Below are 16,316 nucleotides of genomic sequence, written 5' to 3' on the forward strand. Positions count from 1 at the left end.
GCCACGAATCCCGGACTGGACGGGAAAGTTCTCGACTCTGACAAGTTCAATACGGCCACGAAGATGACGTTCGGTTCCAATGGGAAAGGCGAAGCGGTCAAAGGCAAGAATCTTTTCCAGGCCATGGTTGAGGTCGTGAAGAAATCGAAGGAAGGCTTTGTATCCTACGAATGGCCCAAGCTCATTCAGGGGAAACTTTCCACGAAGTCCTATCCCAAAGAATCGCTGGTCCGCCTGTACGAGCCCTGGGGCTGGGTTATAGGGACCGGGATATACATTGATGATGTTGAGCGGGAACTCGGCACCCTGAAGTGGTTCGTCACGTTGCTCTCCGGAATTGTTGGCCTGCTCGCGTTCATCGTCACGTATTTATTGGCGAGAAGCATCTCCACACCCATCAACAACCTTGTCCGTTACGCATCGGCAATCGCCGGCGGAGACTTGAACGCGCGCATCCAAGGGACTTTCCGGGGTGAATTGAAGGTTCTTGAGCAAAGCAACGTCCAGATGGTGGATCATCTTAAGCTGAAGATCGAAGAGGCGGACAAGGCCCTCAAATTGGCCGACCAGGAAACCGCGAAAGCCTTGGAATCATCGCGGGAAGCAGAAGAGGCGCGAGGGCGTGCGGAACTGGCGCGCGAAGAAGGCATGCTGCATGCCGCCCAGCAGCTTGAGGGCGTGGTTGAGATAGTCACCAGCGCGTCCAGCGAGCTTGCCTCCCAGATTGAAGTATCCAGCCAAGGCTCCCAGGACCAGTCCAGGCGAGTGGACGAAACCGCAACCGCCATGGAGGAGATGACGGCCACTGTGCTTGAGGTGGCGAAGAACGCGGCCCAAGCCTCGGAAACGTCCGGACGGGCCAAGCTCAAGGCGGAGGAGGGAGCGGCGATAGTCGGCAAGGTGGTCCAGGGTATCAACATGGTCAAGGCCCATGCCGATGAGCTGAAAACGGACATGGGGGCGCTCGGCAAGCATGCCGAGGGCATCAACCAGATCATGAACATGATCACCGACATTGCCGACCAGACCAACATGCTGGCCTTGAACGCCGCCATCGAAGCGGCCCGCGCGGGCGAGGCCGGTCGCGGGTTCGCCGTGGTCGCCGACGAGGTGCGAAAGCTCGCCGAGAAAACCATGAACGCCACCAAGGACGTCGGCGATTCGATACAGGGCATTCAGGAGAGCACGAAAAAGAACATCGACAATGTGGACAGATCCGCAGTGACCATTCAGGAGGCCACCGAACTGGCCGGGCAATCCGGACAGGCGCTCAAGGAGATCGTGTCTCTCGTGGAATCAGCTTCCGACCAGGTGCGGTCCATTGCCACCGCGTCCGAGGAGCAGTCCGCCGCCAGCGAGGAGATAAACCGCAGCATCGAAGACATAAACAGGATATCCTCCGAGACCGCCGATGCCATGCGCCAATCTGCCCAGGCTGTGGACGAGCTCGCCGATCAGTCGAACGTATTGAAGAACCTTATCGACTCAATGAAGTCAGGCGGGGGGGCCGTAAGGGCGCTGAAATAGCGCCGGGCATTATGTTACATGGGCAGGGTGTGCTGGGCGTCCCCTGGCATGTGGTTTCCAATGAGTGAAGGCGAGAGAGGGTCGTGCCGGGCGTTCGCCTGGCGCGACCTTTCGAAATTCTGAGTCGCATAGCAGTAGACGCATCCGGCCGGGCAGGCGTCGTACATGCCGATGTCCCGGCTTGGGGCGCAGCGGCAGGCGTCCCGTTGTGAAGGGTCCTTGGCATCCGGAATGTCCAGGCCAAAAAGCCCGCTCAAGAACCCTGCGTCCACGCACGCCCCCGGAGTGAATCCAAAACCTTGAAGCGCTGCTTCGTCAGCGCAGCTGACCGGTTCCATTCCCGCCTCTCTGGCCATGGCGGCCATGGACGTGAACATGGACGCAAGGCTCTTCTCGTCCGGCACCAGAAGGTGCGCCTTGGCCAGTTCCATGCGTTTGCGGATCTTCTTGTACGGCTCCATCACACTCACTGTCACCCGCCGGGTAAAGCCGGCAAGCTCCCTGGAAAGATGTTCGAAAGACCGGATGTGGAAATCCGTGTCCGTAGCGCTTGTAAGAACGACAGGGTCGTATCTCCACAGAACGCGCTCCGGTCCCAGGGTGCCCGCGAGATTCTTGAAGACGTCCAGGCGCAGGGGCAGGGGAGGCATGCCCGGGTGCATGTTCACAGGGTATTCGACCAGGGTGAACTGAAAAACGTACCGGTAGCCACGCGAATCCAAAGCCGGCAGATGCCGCATCAAGGGCCTCGGGTCGCGGGTCCAGAACACCAGGGCGGAGACGTTCTCGGGCGTAAGGCTTATCCGGGCCACCTGGCGGGAGTTGAACGGATTGGGCACCGCGCACCAGCCAGCATCAATGCGGTTTAAAAACCACTGCGCGTAGTGGGCGGGCAGGTCGGCGCGCCTGGTGGCGCTTATGATCATGGCAGGCGGACCGGCAGGCGCCCCCTGAACGCTATTGTGCCCATCATGGCCGAGGACAGGGCCTGTACGGAAGCCGGCACGTCCCCGTAGGTGGCGATGCTGGCCGGGGCGTCGGGAAAGAGCGACAGGTCGTACGGGGCACCCATGGCCACATGAACGAGCCCCTGGGGCTTCACGGCCAGCAGGGCGCGCACCAGGCTTTGCTGGGCGGGGTTGCGGATGGCGTCGTAGGTGATGGCCACCACCTTGTCCGCCTGCCCTGCTGCTTCCACGGCGCGGTTGAAATCCTGCGGCGAAGGTTCCTTGGCCGTGCGGATCAGAAGAGTCTCCGAAGGCAGCGTCAAGGCGTCCACAGGGTCGAAAGAGGCGCGTTCAGGCCAGACCACCAGAATCTTGTCCTTTTGCTTGAAGGGCAGGAGCTTGAGACGGTCATGGCGCAGGGTCATGCTGTCCTGGGCGGCGGCCAGGGCCGCTTGACGGTTTTCGGCGGAGCCCACTTCGAAGGCGATCTCCTGGGACCGGTCCCGGATGGCCGCCGCGTCCAGAAGGCCGTATTGTTGCTTGGCGGCCAGGATGCGCCCTAGCGCGCGGTCTATGGCGGCCATGGGAATCTCGCCGGATTTCACGGCCGAGACAAGGGCGTCGAAGGCCAGGATCTGGTCCTTGGGGTCATGGCCGATATCGGCGCCGAAGAGCAGTATGTCCGCCCCGGCCTTGGCTGCCAGCACGGCAGCCCGGATAGTGCCGACACCTTTGGAAAGGGCGCCCATGCCGAGCGAATCGGTTATGATGAGCCCGCCAAAGCGCATGTCCTTGCGCAATACTCCTTCCAGAACGCGCGTCGACAGCGTTGCCGGAAGCTCTTTCGCGGGCTCGAGCGCGGGCACCTCCACGTGGGCGGTCATGACCGCCGGGGCGCCCGCCTTGAAGGCGGCGGTGAAGGGGGGGAAATCCACGCGCTCGAGGGTCGTCTTGTTGTGGTTGGAGACCGGCAAGCCAAGGTGGGAGTCGACATCGGTGTCGCCATGCCCGGGGAAATGCTTGGGCGTGCAGAGCATTTTCGCCTTGACGTATTCCTCCACCATGGCGGCGGTAAGCCGGGAAACGGCGTTGGAGTCCGACCCGAAGGAGCGAATGCCGATGACGGGGTTTTGCGGATTGGAGTTGACGTCCGCTACAGGCGAATAATTCATGTTGATGCCCAGCACCGCCAGCTCTCTGGCCAATACCCGGGCCATGCCCCGGGCGTGTTCCCTGTTGCCGGTGGCGGCTATGGCCATCTGGCTGGGGAACACCGTCACCCCGTCGCGCAAGCGATTGACCGGGCCGCCCTCCTGGTCGACGCCCACAAAAAGGCCGATGGGGTTGGGGTTCTTGGCTGCCAGAGCCTGGGCCCCGGCGTTCAGGGCGGCCACCTGCCCCAGGTTCTCCACGTTGCCCCAGGCCGAGTAGAGGATGATGCCGCCGATGGCGCGCTTTGAGATCATCTCGGCCAGTTCCGGCGAAACTACGGGCCCCTTGAACGCCACCAGCATCATCTGCCCGACTTTCTCCTCCAGGGTCATGGAAGAGAGAATGCGGTCGGGTGTGGCGGCGTGTCCTTCACAGAAGGGCAGCAGGGCGACAAGGAAGAGAAGGAAAACCTGGCGGGAGAAAGGCGACGAGTGCTTCATGGCTCCTCGTACCCCAAACAGCGGAAAATAGGAATGGTGGGGGCATCCGCTCCCCGGTGTGGTTCATGTTTCCGTGGCGGGTATTGGAACCGCTAGTTCGTGCCGCACCCGGGATGCATGAGCCGCCTTAAGCCTGGCCGAGCCGCACGGCTTCGGAAATGAACCGATGGAGGTTCTCCGACATGCTGCTGGTCATGGAGCCGAACTCAAGGCCTATGCACTTGTTGTCCGGTGTGTTTCTCAGTGATCTGACTGACGCCTTGAACGTGTTGTCGTCCTGAGCGGCCAACTGGCGGCTTTCTAGGACAACCGGCGTGTCGACTCCAAGCTGCGGAGCGCCTGAGTCCGAAGGAAAGACGAAACTGCATCCGCCGTTGCTCAAGTCCGTGATCATTCCGTGCACTTGCTCCTGGCCAGCGTGCAGGACAGCTTCGAACAGACAGTTGATCCGGGTGTGCTTGCGAACGTTGACCAATTCCAGATTTGCCGGATAGCCAAGGAAGAGCATGGGATATGGAGACATGACGAAACGGATGATGTGGCTGTTGAAGGCCACGGCCATGCCCGGGCACAAGGTGTAGCAGGTCATGTTGTTTCCGGAATAGAGCAGGGGATAGATTCTGTTCGGCTCCGTTTCGGCTTGCTTCGGAACGCTGACGAGTATGAACCGTTTCGGGCAGATGCCGATCAGGAAGGAATTGAGACGTTCTTCGAGCCCGTCGATCTCAAGATATAATGGTGTTCCCACAGAGAGTTTAGAGAGGAGCTTTCTGTTGTCGTTCATTGTGTTTTCTCCCGCTTCAAATTTTAAACAACAACAGCGGAGTATGAGTGTAGTAAACTATAACATGTTCTCTACACGGTCGCAGGATTTGCTTTCGCCCCAGCGGTAATCTTGTGCAATTCCATTGAGAGCTTCCTTGCTGGTTCATAGTCTGGAACCAGCAGAAGCGCGTTGTCCACAAACTTGACGGCGTCGTTGTACTCCTTGTTCTTTGAAAATATCATTCCAGCATTGTACGATACGGTAGGATCGTTTTTGTGAAGAGAGGGGTTGATTCGCAGGGCGCGTCGCATACAGGTGCTGGCGTTGTCGAAATCCTCGCCGTCGTTGTATGCTAGGGCAAGATTATAATAGACTATGTCGTTCTCTTTATCTATTTCAAGCGCTCTTTGATATTCATGTACTGCGTCTTTCCACTTGCCTTTCTTCCTCAGAAATATCCCGAGATTGTTGAAGAGGTGGATATGTGACTTGTCAAGATTCGAGCCATGGATGTCGATCGCTTTTCTAAAGTATACCTCTGCTTCAGGATCGTTGTTTTCCGCACAGATTGCGCCAATTTTTATAGCGGTTTCACTTATTGTGTCGGAAACCTTCTTTGTAGTCATCTTCATTACGGAGTCGAATGTCCCGTGCGCATCGTCGGAGTGGCCGAGCTGAAGGTGGAGCCGCGCGATCTCCATCTTGCGCTCCATATTGAGTGGAGAAAGAGCGTCCAACTTTTCAAGGTAGTGCACAACCTTGTCTTTCTCCCCCCGTTCATGAAAGTACGTAACAAGCTTTGATATGGGCTCGAAGAAGAGTTCGTCCACGTAACTCGCGTGTTCGTAGGCCTCAACCATCTCCTCTTCTTGCTCCAGCCCTTTGTATGCGTCTCCCATGAGCATGTAGGCGACGGCGCTGTCCGGAAACGTCTCAAATATTTTTTTGCATATAACAAGAACATGCCTGTAGGAGCCTTGTTTTAGGTATTCTTCCGCCCCCGCGATCAGCTTTTCCAGATTGCCGTGTGGTTTTATTATCGATGCGACTTTGTTGAGAAGCTGGTTGATCACAACGGGCTTTGATATCCAGTTGTCGGCGATATGCTGCTCTCTTAAGAGCGCAAGTTGATGCACCTCTGCCTCTGTGGTGACGATCACCACCTTGCAGTTCCGAATTTTCCACGCGACTTGTTTGATTATTTCATCTATTCTTGCGTTGTTGATCATTGTTTGCGCAAAGAATATGAGCGATTTTTTCCTGACGCTCATCTCCTTTACACATTTGAGTATATGTTCTTGGCATGTGAGTACCGTCATGCCATTTGATGGTAGCCCAAGTTCCGTTATTATTGTTCTTCGAAACACATTAATAAATATCCTGTCGTCGCTTGCAACGATAATGTGCCCAAAGTCTTTGTTTATATAGTCAATTATAATGGATTGAGCATTTCTGGGTGTAGGAGTGGCATTAATGACTGGCATAATGTTCTCCGCCTCCTTGGTCAGCCGCAGTGGCATACTGTTTGAGTGGCCACTGGACTTCCGAAACAACCTCGACGCCTTGACTTGGCAACACGGTGCCACGCAGTTGTGTGACCAGCAGACATTAAAATAAATGCGAGATGCAGGAATTTTTGTTTTACTGTTACAAGTAGTCTATGCATTCATCTTTATCATGCAGCCATTCCAAATAGGATATCCGATCCCGACGGGTCTTTCAGTTTCTCTTACACCATGATCGCCCGGGAAAATCAAGTGCGTTTGGCAAGGACAATTTTTACGGCGATTGCCTGCGAAACCCGGGCGCGGCGAACCTTCCGCCTAAGGTTTCATGGTGAAGGAGCAGCAAAAAAAAGGCGCGCCCGAGGGCGCGCCTTGTAGAGGTCAAAAGCGGTGTTTTAGACGATCATGCTCAGGTCGTAGGTGGTGAGGAACTGGTTCATGCGCTTGTGGGCATCGTCCATGCGCTTGCGCAGGTCCTTCCTGTACTGTTCGAGGTCGAGCTTCTTGGTGGCCACGCCGGTATCCATGGCGGCCTTGGCCACGGCGGGGGCTTCCCACTCGAGCATGCGGAAGTCCAGGGCCTTGGGCATGACGTAGTCCAGGCCGAGCTTGAGTTCCTTCACGCCGTACATATCGCAGATTTCGGAAGGAACGGGCTCCTTGGCCAACTCGGCAATGGCTTTGGCAGCGGCCATCTTCATCTCTTCGTTGATCATCCTGGAACCGGCGTCCAGGGCTCCGCGGAAAATGAAGGGGAAGCCGGAGACGTTGTTGACCTGGTTCGGGAAGTCCGAACGGCCGGTGCCCATGATGGCGTCGGGGCGGGCGGCCTTGGCGTCGGGATAGGGGATTTCGGGGTCGGGGTTGGCCATGGCGAAGATCACCGGAGACTTGCCCATGCCCTTGACCATGTCCTGGTTGACCGCGTCCTTGACGGAAAGGCCCAGGAACACGTCTGCGCCCTTCATGGCTTCGCCAAGGCTTGCGTATTCCTTCTTCTGCGCGTCGCCGAAGAAGGCTTTGGTGGCGTGCAGGCCGGTGCGGCTCTTGTTGATGTGGCCCTTGGTGTCGAACATGGCGATGTTCTCGCGGGCGATGCCCATGGCCACGTACAGCTTGGAGCAGGCGATGGCGGCCGCGCCGGCGCCGGAAACGACCACGCGCAGATCCTCGATCTTCTTGCCGGTGATCTCGCAGGCGTTCAGAAGCCCGGCTGCGGACACGATGGCGGTGCCGTGCTGGTCGTCGTGGAAAACGGGGATCTCAAGCATTTCGATCAAGGTCTGCTCGATTTCGAAACACTCGGGAGCCTTTATGTCTTCCAGGTTGATGCCGCCCACGGAGGGTTCGAGCATCTTGCAGAACTCGATGACCTGCTCGGGTTTGGCCGCGTTGATGTTCAGGTCGTAGACGTCGATGTCGGCAAAGATCTTGAAGAGAAAACCCTTGCCTTCCATGACGGGCTTGCCGGCCTTGGGGCCGATGTTGCCAAGGCCCAGAACGGCGGTGCCGTTGGACACGACGGCGACGTTGTTGCCGCGGTTGGTGTAGTCGTAAATCTTCGACGGGTCGGCATGGATTGCGCGGCACGCCTCCGCCACGCCCGGCGAGTAGGCCATGGAGAGGTCTTTCTGGTTGCGGAAGGGTTTGCAGGGAACCACTTCAAGCTTGCCGACACGCGCTGCCGAATGGTAGCGCAGGGCTTCCTCTTTGGTGAACAGGGCCATATTTGTGACCTCCAAAATGCGGTCAAGCGTTGAAGCGGGCGAGAGCGAGCGATTTGATTTTTAGGTCACTCCGCCGGATTGCGCAACATGTTTCGCGTGGCCTGATTCTTGATTCGTAAAGGACGCAATGCGCACATTGGTCATAAATTTGACCCGCTTCGGGGACCTGCTCCAGACGCAACCAGTGTTTACGGGGCTCAAGCAGGCAGGCGGCGAGGTCGGCCTGGTCTGCCTCCAGAACTTTCAGGCCGCCACCAGGCTTGTGAGGCATTTGGATTCGGTGTTCCCTGTGGCTGGTGCGAAATTCCTGGCCGAACTCGACCGGGGCTGGCCCCTGGCTCTGGGCGACTGTCTCGGCTGGGCCCATGGCGTCCGCGCGGACTTTAAGCCTGAGTGCATCATCAACCTGACCCCTTCGCTCCCCGGGAGGCTCCTGGCCAAGATTCTCGGGGATGTTCCCGTGCTGGGCTTCGCGCTCGACGACTTTGGTTTCGGCTCCTACTCCACGCCGTGGGCCGCTTTTTTGGAGGCCACATCGCGGTACAGGGGCTCAAGCCCGTTCAATCTCGTGGATCTCTTTTTCAAGGCCGCCCACCTGGGAGACGCACCCAGAGACTTCCGCCTGGCCGACCCGGACCCTCAGGCGTTGCTGGCCGTGCAAGGCATGGTCTCGGAGCAATGCGCACTCGCGAACTCCGGCCTTGTGGGCATGCAGCTCGGGGCAAGCGCGGCCAAACGCCAGTGGCCCACCGGGCATTTCGCCAGAACCGCTGAGTTTTTATGGGAGCGTCACCGGCTGCTGCCGGTGCTTTTGGGCTCAAAAGAGGAAGAGCCTCTGGCAATGTCCTTCGCGGCCGGTTCCAGCGTGCCCCATGTGAACCTGGTTGGGCGCACCGGCCTTAGCGAACTGGCAGCGGCCGTCGGCATGCTGCGGCTTCTGGTCACCAACGACACGGGCACCATGCATCTGGCCGCCGGGCTTGACGTGCCCATCCTGGCGATCTTTCTGGCCACGGCCCAGCCGTGGGACACCGGACCGTACCGGGCCGGGACCTGCTGCCTGGAACCGGACATGGAGTGCCACCCCTGCTCGTTCTCCCACGAATGCCAGACAGGCTGGTCCTGCCGGGAAGCCGTCACTCCGGAAGCCGCAACGGCCTTTCTGGACGGTTTCCTCACGAGCGGCAGGTGGCCCGAACTCTCAGGACTTGGGGCAAGGGCCTGGGAGAGTGTGAACGGGCAGGGCGGGTTCTTGTCCCTTGCGTCCCGCTCCGGCCACGGGAAGAGCCTGCCCGCCGTATGGAACGCGATTCAGCGCGCCGCATGGCGGCGGTTTCTTGACGGCGAACCGCTTGTTTTCACGGGCGACGAAGCCGAGAACCTGCCGCTTGCATTCAGAACCAGGCTGCACGGTGTTCTCTCCCAGGCCTCCGGGCTCTGCGAAGTGCTCCTCAAGCAGGCCCAGGTGCTGTCCCATGCGCAACACCAGACCATGCGCTCCAAATTCATGGGAACCTGGCAGCGCCTGGAATCCCTGTTTGCTTCCGAGCCTTCCTTGAGCGCCCTGTCGCATCTGTGGATGCACCTCTCCCAGGCCGAAAGTCACGATCTCTCTCACTTCACCGGATTCGCCGGAAGGGTCTCCGAATTCGTCTCGTCGCTTGCCCGCCTGCTCGCTCCGCGGCAGTAAACAACATCTGGCATCCTCCTTGCACTGACGGTGCTGCAGGAATTTATTTCCACCACCGCCACATCCTTATTTGAGGAGGGAGAGACATGATCGTTGTGGACGGCCGGGAAACCGGGCTTAAAATCCAGAGTTTCGAGAACCTGGAACAGCTTCTTGTGAAGGTGCAGGGGGAGAACTACCTTGAAGGCCGCATCGTAACGGATGTCCTGGTGAACAAGGAGCCTTTCTCCGAAATTTATCCACATCAGGCCGAGGACGTGGAGTCTTCGGAAATCGAGTCGGTTGAGATCCTGAGCGTGCCGACCCACGAAATGGCCGTGAACATCACCCGCGAGCTGTACAAGGTGGTGACCCTCATGGACCACGGCGCACGCCGCGTGGCCGAGCTGTTCCGCAAGGCCGACGACAACGAGGCCCTGGAGGTCTATCAGGACCTCATGGACGTCACCCGCGATTTCCTCGGCATGGTCGGGGTGCTCCGGGGCGAATTCAGCCTCAAGCACGCCCCCAATTTCAACGAGGCCGCCGAGGAACTTTCCAGCCTGTTCTCGGAGATGCTCGAGGTCATCGAGAACGAGGACTGGATTCTTCTTGCGGATCTTCTTGAGTTCGAATTCATCCCCACGGTGGATCGCTGGAAGAAGATCGTGGCCCAGTTGCGCGAGGACATCAAGGAAGTTGCCCGCGCGGCCTAACAAAGGCGGCATTGTATGAGCGACGAAATAGAAATTCTCGACAAAGCGTTGCGGTCTGGCCGCCAGGAGCTGCAGCAGCTCGTTGATGGCGAAGTGGAGGGGGCGGAGCAACTGGCCCAGGAGCGTCTTGCCCTTATGGACGAGGCGTGGCGCATGCGCGACCCGTTGAAGATCGGCGTGCTCAAGGAGAAACTCCTGCAGCTGCAAAGTCTTCAAGGGCAGATAACGGCTGAAGCGCGCCGCTTGCACGAGGCCATCCGACGCGACCTCTTGAGAGCCAGGCAGGAGAACCAGCGCCTGACGGGGTATCGTTCGTCGCTTCGAGTCTCTCCTCATGGCGCACGATTCGTGGACAGGGCCGGTTGATATTACCGGGAGCAGAAAGTTTTAACTTTCGTGCTCTCCGGTTATAAGTGCCAGCCGCCGCAGGCGGCGACAGCGGCGGCCGCCGCTCGGAGCAAAATGCAGTTACATTTTGCACCTGGCAATAACGGTCTTGAAGGCCGGGCGAAAGCCCGGCCTTCTGATTTTACGGGACTTTGTCCGTGCGAGCCTTCTTATGATGGACGACTTTCTTTAAGTGAATGATTCCAACCTCTCCGGTTCCCCCCCCATGCGCCATTCGATTCCCATCCCCTTGAATTGAAACCGGCTCTTGCCCGCCGTGGAGGCGAATCCGCCAAGGTGCACTCTCCACCAGGCCGTTTCAGAATATAACCGAACATTGTCAGGACTTCTTTTGACGCATTCGCCTGGGTGTGTTAATACTTGGCGTGACTCCTCTTGGCCTTCACAGGGAGACCCGCCATGGCTGAAACCCGGAATTTCGAGCTGAGAAAATTCGTGGCCCCGGAATTCGTCTTCGGGGAAGGGGCTTCCAGCCTTGCGGCGCAGTACGCCGTCAACCTGGGCTCACGGCGCCCCATGCTGGTGACGGACGCCGGGCTCATAGAAGCCGGGTGGTCCAAAACGCTTCTGGACGGACTCAAAACGGCCGGGCTTGGCTGCGTGGTCTTCAGCTCCGTAACGCCCAACCCCAAGGACCATGAGATTATGGCGGGGGCGCGGATCTACCAGGACGAGGGCTGCGACGCCCTGGTTGCCCTGGGCGGAGGCAGCGTGCTGGACTGCGCCAAGGGCATCGGCATCGTCACCGCCTGTGGCGGACACATTCTCTCTTACGAGGGCGTGGACACGATCTCCTGCCCGCTGCCTCCGCTGGTGTGCGTGCCGACCACCTCCGGAAGCTCGGCGGACGTGTCCCAGTTCGCCATCATTTCAGACACGGTGCGCAAGGTGAAGATCGCACTGGTGAGCAAGATGCTCGTTCCCGACGTCTCCCTTATCGACCCCCAATTAACCACCACCATGTCCCCCTCCCTTACGGCAGAGACGGGCCTGGACGCCCTGACCCACGCCATCGAGGCCTATGTGTCCAACGCCAACTCGGCGGTTACGGACCTTTTCGCCCTGGAAGCCATGCGCCTTGCCCGAGGGTATCTTGTGCAGGCCGTCAGATTCCCGCAGGACATCGAGGCCCGCTCGCGCATGTGCCTGTCCAGCCTGGACGCGGGTCTGGCCTTTTCCAACGCCATACTCGGGGCCGTGCACGGCATGGCCCACAGCCTGGGCGGCAACCTCGACCTGCCCCACGGAGAATGCAACGCCATCCTCTTGGGTCCGGTCATCGCCTTCAATTTCCCGTCCGCGCCGGAGCGTTACCGCAATGTGGCCCAAGCCATGGGATGCGCGGTCGAGGGCGTTTCCGACAGCGATGTCCTGGCGTCATTGCTTGCGACCATCAAACAGATGCGCGCCGATGTTGATTTGACCCGCAACCTGGGGGCGTTGGGAGTGACGCGCGCGGACATACCGCACCTGGCGGAAATGGCCATGAAGGACCCGTGCCTGCTCACCAACCCCCGTCCACCCGTCCAGGCGGACATTGAAGCCATTTATGAAGCGGCGCTCTGAGGGGAGTTTTCAGCCGGGCGAAGCGCCACAGGCCCTGCGCGACAAGCTCATGGGGCTTGGCGAACATTCCATGCGCAAAAGCTATTATCCTGAGCTGCGCAAGCGCATGGAGGAACTGGAGCGTTTCCGCACGCTTTTGGACATCGCCAGCGATCTCGTCTTTGTCGTCGAGGCTGAAACAGGACGGATAACGGACGTGAACGAAACCGCCTGGAGAAAGCTGGGCGTCGCCCGCGCGAGTCTTCAGGGAATGCGATTCGGAGACATTCTGTCCGCCGAGCAGGCCCCGGTGTTTCTCGATCTCTTGGCAACTGGCAATCCGGTTATGGAAGGGTTTGTGTTCAACCTGCCTCTGGCCGGCGGCGGGGGGTTCCCGGCGGAACTCACCATGAACGTTCTGGGCATGGACAGGCGCTCCCTGGCCGTGGTGGTGGCCCGGGACGTCTCCTCGCGGATGGAGGCCCAACGGGAGCTGTCTCGCGCCTGGGGCTACCTTCGCTCCATAGTGGACTCCATGCCGTCGCTTCTGGTGGGGGTGAACGATCGCCTCGAGATAACCCTCATCAACGTCCAGGCAGCAGATGCCATCGGTGTCTCCGCCGCTGACGCCCAGGGAAAAGTGCTTGCCCATATTCTGCCGTGGCTGCCGAAGCTCCCGGAGGCTTTGCTTGAGACCATAAAGGACAACACCCCCCGGGTGTTGCGCAAGATGCCGGGAAGAGGGCCGGCCGGCGCTTCATGGTACGACGCCACCATCTTCCCGCTGGGCCAGGGCCGCGCCGAGGCAGTGGCCCGCATAGACGACGTGAGCGCCAGGGTCCGCATGGACGAGGTGCTCATGCAGACGGAAAAGATGCTCTCCGTGGGCGCCCTGGCCGCGGGAATGGCCCACGAGATCAACAACCCCCTGGCCGGCATTCTGCAAGGCGTGCAGTCGGTGCTGCGCAGGCTGACCCCGGACCTCGAGGCCAACCGGGCGGCCGCGTCGAAAGTGGGATTGGACATGAATGTCCTGGCGGCATATCTGGCCGACCGGGACCTGGTCCAGATGCTCCAATCGATCCAGGAGTCCGGTGTGCGGGCCGCGAAAATAGTCACCAACATCCTGGCCTTCAGCCGCCGCTCGGACCTGAGCAAGGCACAGGTCCCGCTCGCCCAGATGGTGGACAAGGCCCTGGAACTGGCTCTGAGCGAGTTCGACCTCACAAAGAAGTTCGACTTCCGCCATATACGCATCACCCGCGACGATGATCCTGATTTGCCTTCGGTCTGGTGCGTGCCCACCCAGATCGAGCAGGTTATCCTGAACCTCTTGAAAAACGCGGCCCAGGCCTTGTCTTCGAGCGCCACACCGAATCCTGCGATAAATGTCCGCACCGGATTAAACGACGGCATGGCCTGCGTCGAGGTGGAGGACAACGGCCCCGGCATGGACGAGGCCACCAGGGAAAGGCTTTTCGAGCCGTTCTTCACCACCAAGGGGCCGGGGGAGGGCACGGGGCTCGGGCTTTCCGTGGTCTACTACATAGTGGTTGAACAGCACGAAGGCAGGATAAGCGTGCAGTCCGCCCCGGGGTCAGGGACCACCGTGTCGGTGAAACTGCCTGTGAAGCCCCAGGACGCCTAGACCCACCGGATGTGCTCCGTGGGGCTTTCCTTTTTGCCCGATCTAATCTAAACAAAACCCCTTTGTCCGCATCCCCATATCTTTGAGGAGCCATGTCCCATGGAGTATAACGTCACTGAAGTGTCCCCGGTCGAAACCAAGATCGAGGTCAAAGTACCCGCCGAAGAGATCAACGCCTCCCTGGCCGTCACCACGGCCATGTACCGCCGGAACCTCGATCTTCGCGGCTTCCGCAAGGGCAAGGTCCCCTCCAGCATCGTTGAGTCCAAGTTCCGCAAGCAGATTATGCGCGAGGCCGCCAACGACCTCATGAACGTCCACATCAACGAGGTCATGTCCACCCTCAAGTACCTGGCCATCGCCAAGCTCGACGTCAGCCCCGTGGAACTGGAGAAGGACAAGGCAATCGACTACGTCATCACCTTCGAGCACTGCCCCAACTTCGATCTGCCCGAATACAAGGGCCTTGAGATCGAAGAGGAAGAAGCTCAGACCAAGGACGACGAGGTCTCCCAGGTCATCGAGCGCATCCGCGGCAACCTGGCGGAGTTGAAGGTCGTCAAGGAATCCCGCCTGCCCAAGGACGGGGACGTGGTCGTGGTCAGCTTCACCGGCAGCCAGAACGGCGAGCCCCTTCCCGGCGTGCGCGCCGAGAACTTCCAGCTTTCCCTGGGAGAAAACCAGGCCCTTCCCGATTTCGAAGCCCTGGTGAAGGCCACCAAGGCCGGGGCCGACAATACCGGAACGCTCAGCTTCCCCGCCGACTTCATCAACCAGGAGCTGGCCGGAAAGACCGTGGACCTAAGCATCACCGTCCACATCATCAAGGAAAAGGAGCTTCCGCCCATCGACGACGAGCTGGCCCAGAAGGCCGGCAACTTCGAGAGCCTGGAGAAGCTCAAGGAAGCCATCTCGCGCTCCTACGTGCAGAGCCGCCAGCAGCTCTACAGGGCCGCCGCCCAGAAGAAGCTCCTCGACGAGCTTTTGACCAAGGTGGACTTCCCCCTGCCTCCCTCCCTGGTGGAGGAGCAGATCGGCATCCTGGTGGAGGACGCCAAGAACAAGGTCGAGCGCCAGGGCAAGGCTCCCGAGGCCCTGGGCAAGACCGACGAAGAGTTGCGCAAGGATTTCGAGCCCAAGGCCAAGGAGATCGTCAAGGCCCAGCTCTTTTTGATCAAGCTTTCCGACAAGGAAGGCATCGAGACCACTCCCCAGGAGATGGACGCCTACTTCATGCAGGTGGCTTCCCGCACCGGCCAGGACGTTTTGGCCGTGAAGCAGCACTACGAAGAGAAGGGGCTCATCATTCCCGTGCGGGATAAGATCCTGGCTGACAAGGCCATGGAGTTCATCTATTCCCAGGCCAAGGTCACCAAGGTGCCGGCCAAGGAAGAAGAGAAGGCCTAGCAACAGCGTTTCCCACGGTACGGCCGCCGTTTTTCTGCGGCGGCCGCCCGGAGTCCCGATGCGGGCGGTCTTGTCTTTCCGCGCGCGTTGGGTAAAAGTCGCCCTGTGGACGGAGGCTTCAGATTCTCCGTGAGGAACTAATTCCAGCCAAGGAGTTTCAGGGTGCACGCCCAGATACCTATAGTAATCGAGACCACGGGGCGCACCGAACGCGCCTACGACATCTATTCGCGCCTGCTGAAGGACCGGATCATCCTCTTGGGCACCCCCATAGACGACCACGTGGCCAACGTGATCTGCGCCCAGCTTCTTTTTCTCGAGTCCGAGGACCCGAAAAAGGAAATCTCCATCTACATAAATTCCCCGGGCGGCTCGGTAACAGCCGGGATGGCCATCTACGACACCATGCAGTTCATCTCCTGCCCGGTGGCCACCCTGTGCATGGGCCAGGCGGCCAGCATGGGCGCGCTGCTCATGGCGGCCGGCGAGAAGGGCATGCGCTACGCCCTGCCCAACGCCCGGATCATGATCCATCAGCCCTCGGGCGGGTTCCAGGGACAAACCACGGATATTGACATCCACGCCCGCGAGATTATTCGCATGAGGGAACGGCTCAACGAAATTCTTGCCAAACACACTGGCACGGATATTGATAAAATCCGTGACGACACGGAACGCGACTACTTCATGACCCCGGACGAAGCCATGAAATACGGCCTCATCGACAAGGTCATCACCTCGCGGCAGTCCCAGGAAGAAGAAAACCAGTAGGCTCTGTATTCACCGGCAGCGGCAAAGT

At 59.4% G+C, this 16,316-nt stretch carries 13 protein-coding genes; 8 read left to right on the forward strand and 5 right to left on the reverse strand.

Features of this window, described 5'->3' with window-relative positions; genetic code table 11:
- Window positions 1-225: 225 nt before the first annotated feature.
- Window positions 226-1,527 carry a HAMP domain-containing protein gene (locus tag HY795_15315; GenBank protein MBI4806594.1) on the forward strand — a complete coding sequence of 434 codons (1,302 nt, stop codon included), beginning with the start codon at window positions 226-228 and terminating at the stop codon, window positions 1,525-1,527.
- A gap of 14 nt (window positions 1,528-1,541) precedes the next feature.
- Here HY795_15315 and HY795_15320 read toward each other — a convergent pair whose 3' ends face one another.
- From HY795_15320 to HY795_15340, 5 genes are all read right to left on the reverse strand, one after another.
- The gene (locus tag HY795_15320) at window positions 1,542-2,453 is read right to left on the reverse strand and encodes a DUF1848 domain-containing protein (protein MBI4806595.1); all 912 of its coding nucleotides are present in this window, start codon (window positions 2,451-2,453) and stop codon (window positions 1,542-1,544) included.
- Window positions 2,450-4,126, reverse strand: a complete 1,677-nt coding sequence (locus tag HY795_15325) for a beta-N-acetylhexosaminidase (GenBank protein MBI4806596.1) — start codon at window positions 4,124-4,126, stop codon at window positions 2,450-2,452. The genes HY795_15320 and HY795_15325 overlap by 4 nt, the downstream gene beginning before the upstream one ends.
- 127 nt (window positions 4,127-4,253) lie before the next feature.
- Window positions 4,254-4,910, reverse strand: coding sequence for a flagellar brake protein (locus tag HY795_15330; protein MBI4806597.1), 657 nt, complete (start codon window positions 4,908-4,910; stop codon window positions 4,254-4,256).
- 71 nt (window positions 4,911-4,981) lie between these two features.
- On the reverse strand, window positions 4,982-6,376 hold the full coding sequence (locus HY795_15335) for a tetratricopeptide repeat protein (GenBank protein MBI4806598.1): 1,395 nt from the start codon (window positions 6,374-6,376) through the stop codon (window positions 4,982-4,984).
- Window positions 6,377-6,792: 416 nt separating this feature from the next.
- Complete coding sequence (locus HY795_15340) at window positions 6,793-8,124, reverse strand: malate dehydrogenase (protein ID MBI4806599.1); 1,332 nt, start codon at window positions 8,122-8,124, stop codon at window positions 6,793-6,795.
- A 127-nt stretch (window positions 8,125-8,251) separates the two neighbouring features.
- Here HY795_15340 and HY795_15345 point away from each other — a divergent pair, with 127 nt between their 5' ends.
- The 7 genes from HY795_15345 (at window position 8,252) to clpP (ending at window position 16,288) form a co-directional block, all read left to right on the forward strand.
- A complete protein-coding gene (locus tag HY795_15345) occupies window positions 8,252-9,814 on the forward strand; it encodes a glycosyltransferase family 9 protein (GenBank protein MBI4806600.1) in 1,563 nt (520 codons plus the stop codon).
- Between the two features lie 86 nt (window positions 9,815-9,900).
- Window positions 9,901-10,509: a hypothetical protein gene (locus tag HY795_15350; GenBank protein MBI4806601.1), complete on the forward strand. Its 609-nt coding sequence runs from the start codon at window positions 9,901-9,903 to the stop codon at window positions 10,507-10,509.
- Window positions 10,510-10,524: 15 nt separating this feature from the next.
- Complete coding sequence (locus tag HY795_15355; protein MBI4806602.1) at window positions 10,525-10,875, forward strand: hypothetical protein; 351 nt, start codon at window positions 10,525-10,527, stop codon at window positions 10,873-10,875.
- 441 nt (window positions 10,876-11,316) lie between these two features.
- Window positions 11,317-12,483 (forward strand): iron-containing alcohol dehydrogenase, encoded by a 1,167-nt coding sequence (locus HY795_15360; GenBank protein ID MBI4806603.1) that lies wholly within the window; start codon window positions 11,317-11,319, stop codon window positions 12,481-12,483.
- On the forward strand, window positions 12,467-14,110 hold the full coding sequence (locus HY795_15365) for a PAS domain-containing protein (GenBank protein MBI4806604.1): 1,644 nt from the start codon (window positions 12,467-12,469) through the stop codon (window positions 14,108-14,110). The genes HY795_15360 and HY795_15365 overlap by 17 nt, the downstream gene beginning before the upstream one ends.
- A gap of 99 nt (window positions 14,111-14,209) precedes the next feature.
- Window positions 14,210-15,517 carry a trigger factor gene (gene tig, locus HY795_15370; protein MBI4806605.1) on the forward strand — a complete coding sequence of 436 codons (1,308 nt, stop codon included), beginning with the start codon at window positions 14,210-14,212 and terminating at the stop codon, window positions 15,515-15,517.
- A 174-nt stretch (window positions 15,518-15,691) separates the two neighbouring features.
- A complete protein-coding gene (clpP, locus tag HY795_15375; GenBank protein MBI4806606.1) occupies window positions 15,692-16,288 on the forward strand; it encodes an ATP-dependent Clp endopeptidase proteolytic subunit ClpP in 597 nt (198 codons plus the stop codon).
- Window positions 16,289-16,316 lie beyond the last annotated feature (28 nt).

Source organism: Desulfovibrio sp., from assembly GCA_016208105.1.
Classification (GTDB): domain Bacteria; phylum Desulfobacterota; class Desulfovibrionia; order Desulfovibrionales; family Desulfovibrionaceae; genus Fundidesulfovibrio.

Excerpts from the sequence above, each read along its gene's own strand:
- HY795_15355 (MBI4806602.1), top strand. The coding sequence starts at position 10,525 with ATGAGCGACGAAATAGAAATTCTCGACAAAGCGTTGCGGTCTGGCCGC.
- tig (MBI4806605.1), top strand. The coding sequence starts at position 14,210 with ATGGAGTATAACGTCACTGAAGTGTCCCCGGTCGAAACCAAGATCGAG.
- HY795_15325 (MBI4806596.1), bottom strand. The coding sequence starts at position 4,126 with ATGAAGCACTCGTCGCCTTTCTCCCGCCAGGTTTTCCTTCTCTTCCTT.
- HY795_15330 (MBI4806597.1), bottom strand. The coding sequence starts at position 4,910 with ATGAACGACAACAGAAAGCTCCTCTCTAAACTCTCTGTGGGAACACCA.
- HY795_15320 (MBI4806595.1), bottom strand. The coding sequence starts at position 2,453 with ATGATCATAAGCGCCACCAGGCGCGCCGACCTGCCCGCCCACTACGCG.
- HY795_15345 (MBI4806600.1), top strand. The coding sequence starts at position 8,252 with ATGCGCACATTGGTCATAAATTTGACCCGCTTCGGGGACCTGCTCCAG.
- HY795_15340 (MBI4806599.1), bottom strand. The coding sequence starts at position 8,124 with ATGGCCCTGTTCACCAAAGAGGAAGCCCTGCGCTACCATTCGGCAGCG.
- HY795_15365 (MBI4806604.1), top strand. The coding sequence starts at position 12,467 with ATGAAGCGGCGCTCTGAGGGGAGTTTTCAGCCGGGCGAAGCGCCACAG.
- HY795_15350 (MBI4806601.1), top strand. The coding sequence starts at position 9,901 with ATGATCGTTGTGGACGGCCGGGAAACCGGGCTTAAAATCCAGAGTTTC.
- HY795_15335 (MBI4806598.1), bottom strand. The coding sequence starts at position 6,376 with ATGCCAGTCATTAATGCCACTCCTACACCCAGAAATGCTCAATCCATT.
- HY795_15360 (MBI4806603.1), top strand. The coding sequence starts at position 11,317 with ATGGCTGAAACCCGGAATTTCGAGCTGAGAAAATTCGTGGCCCCGGAA.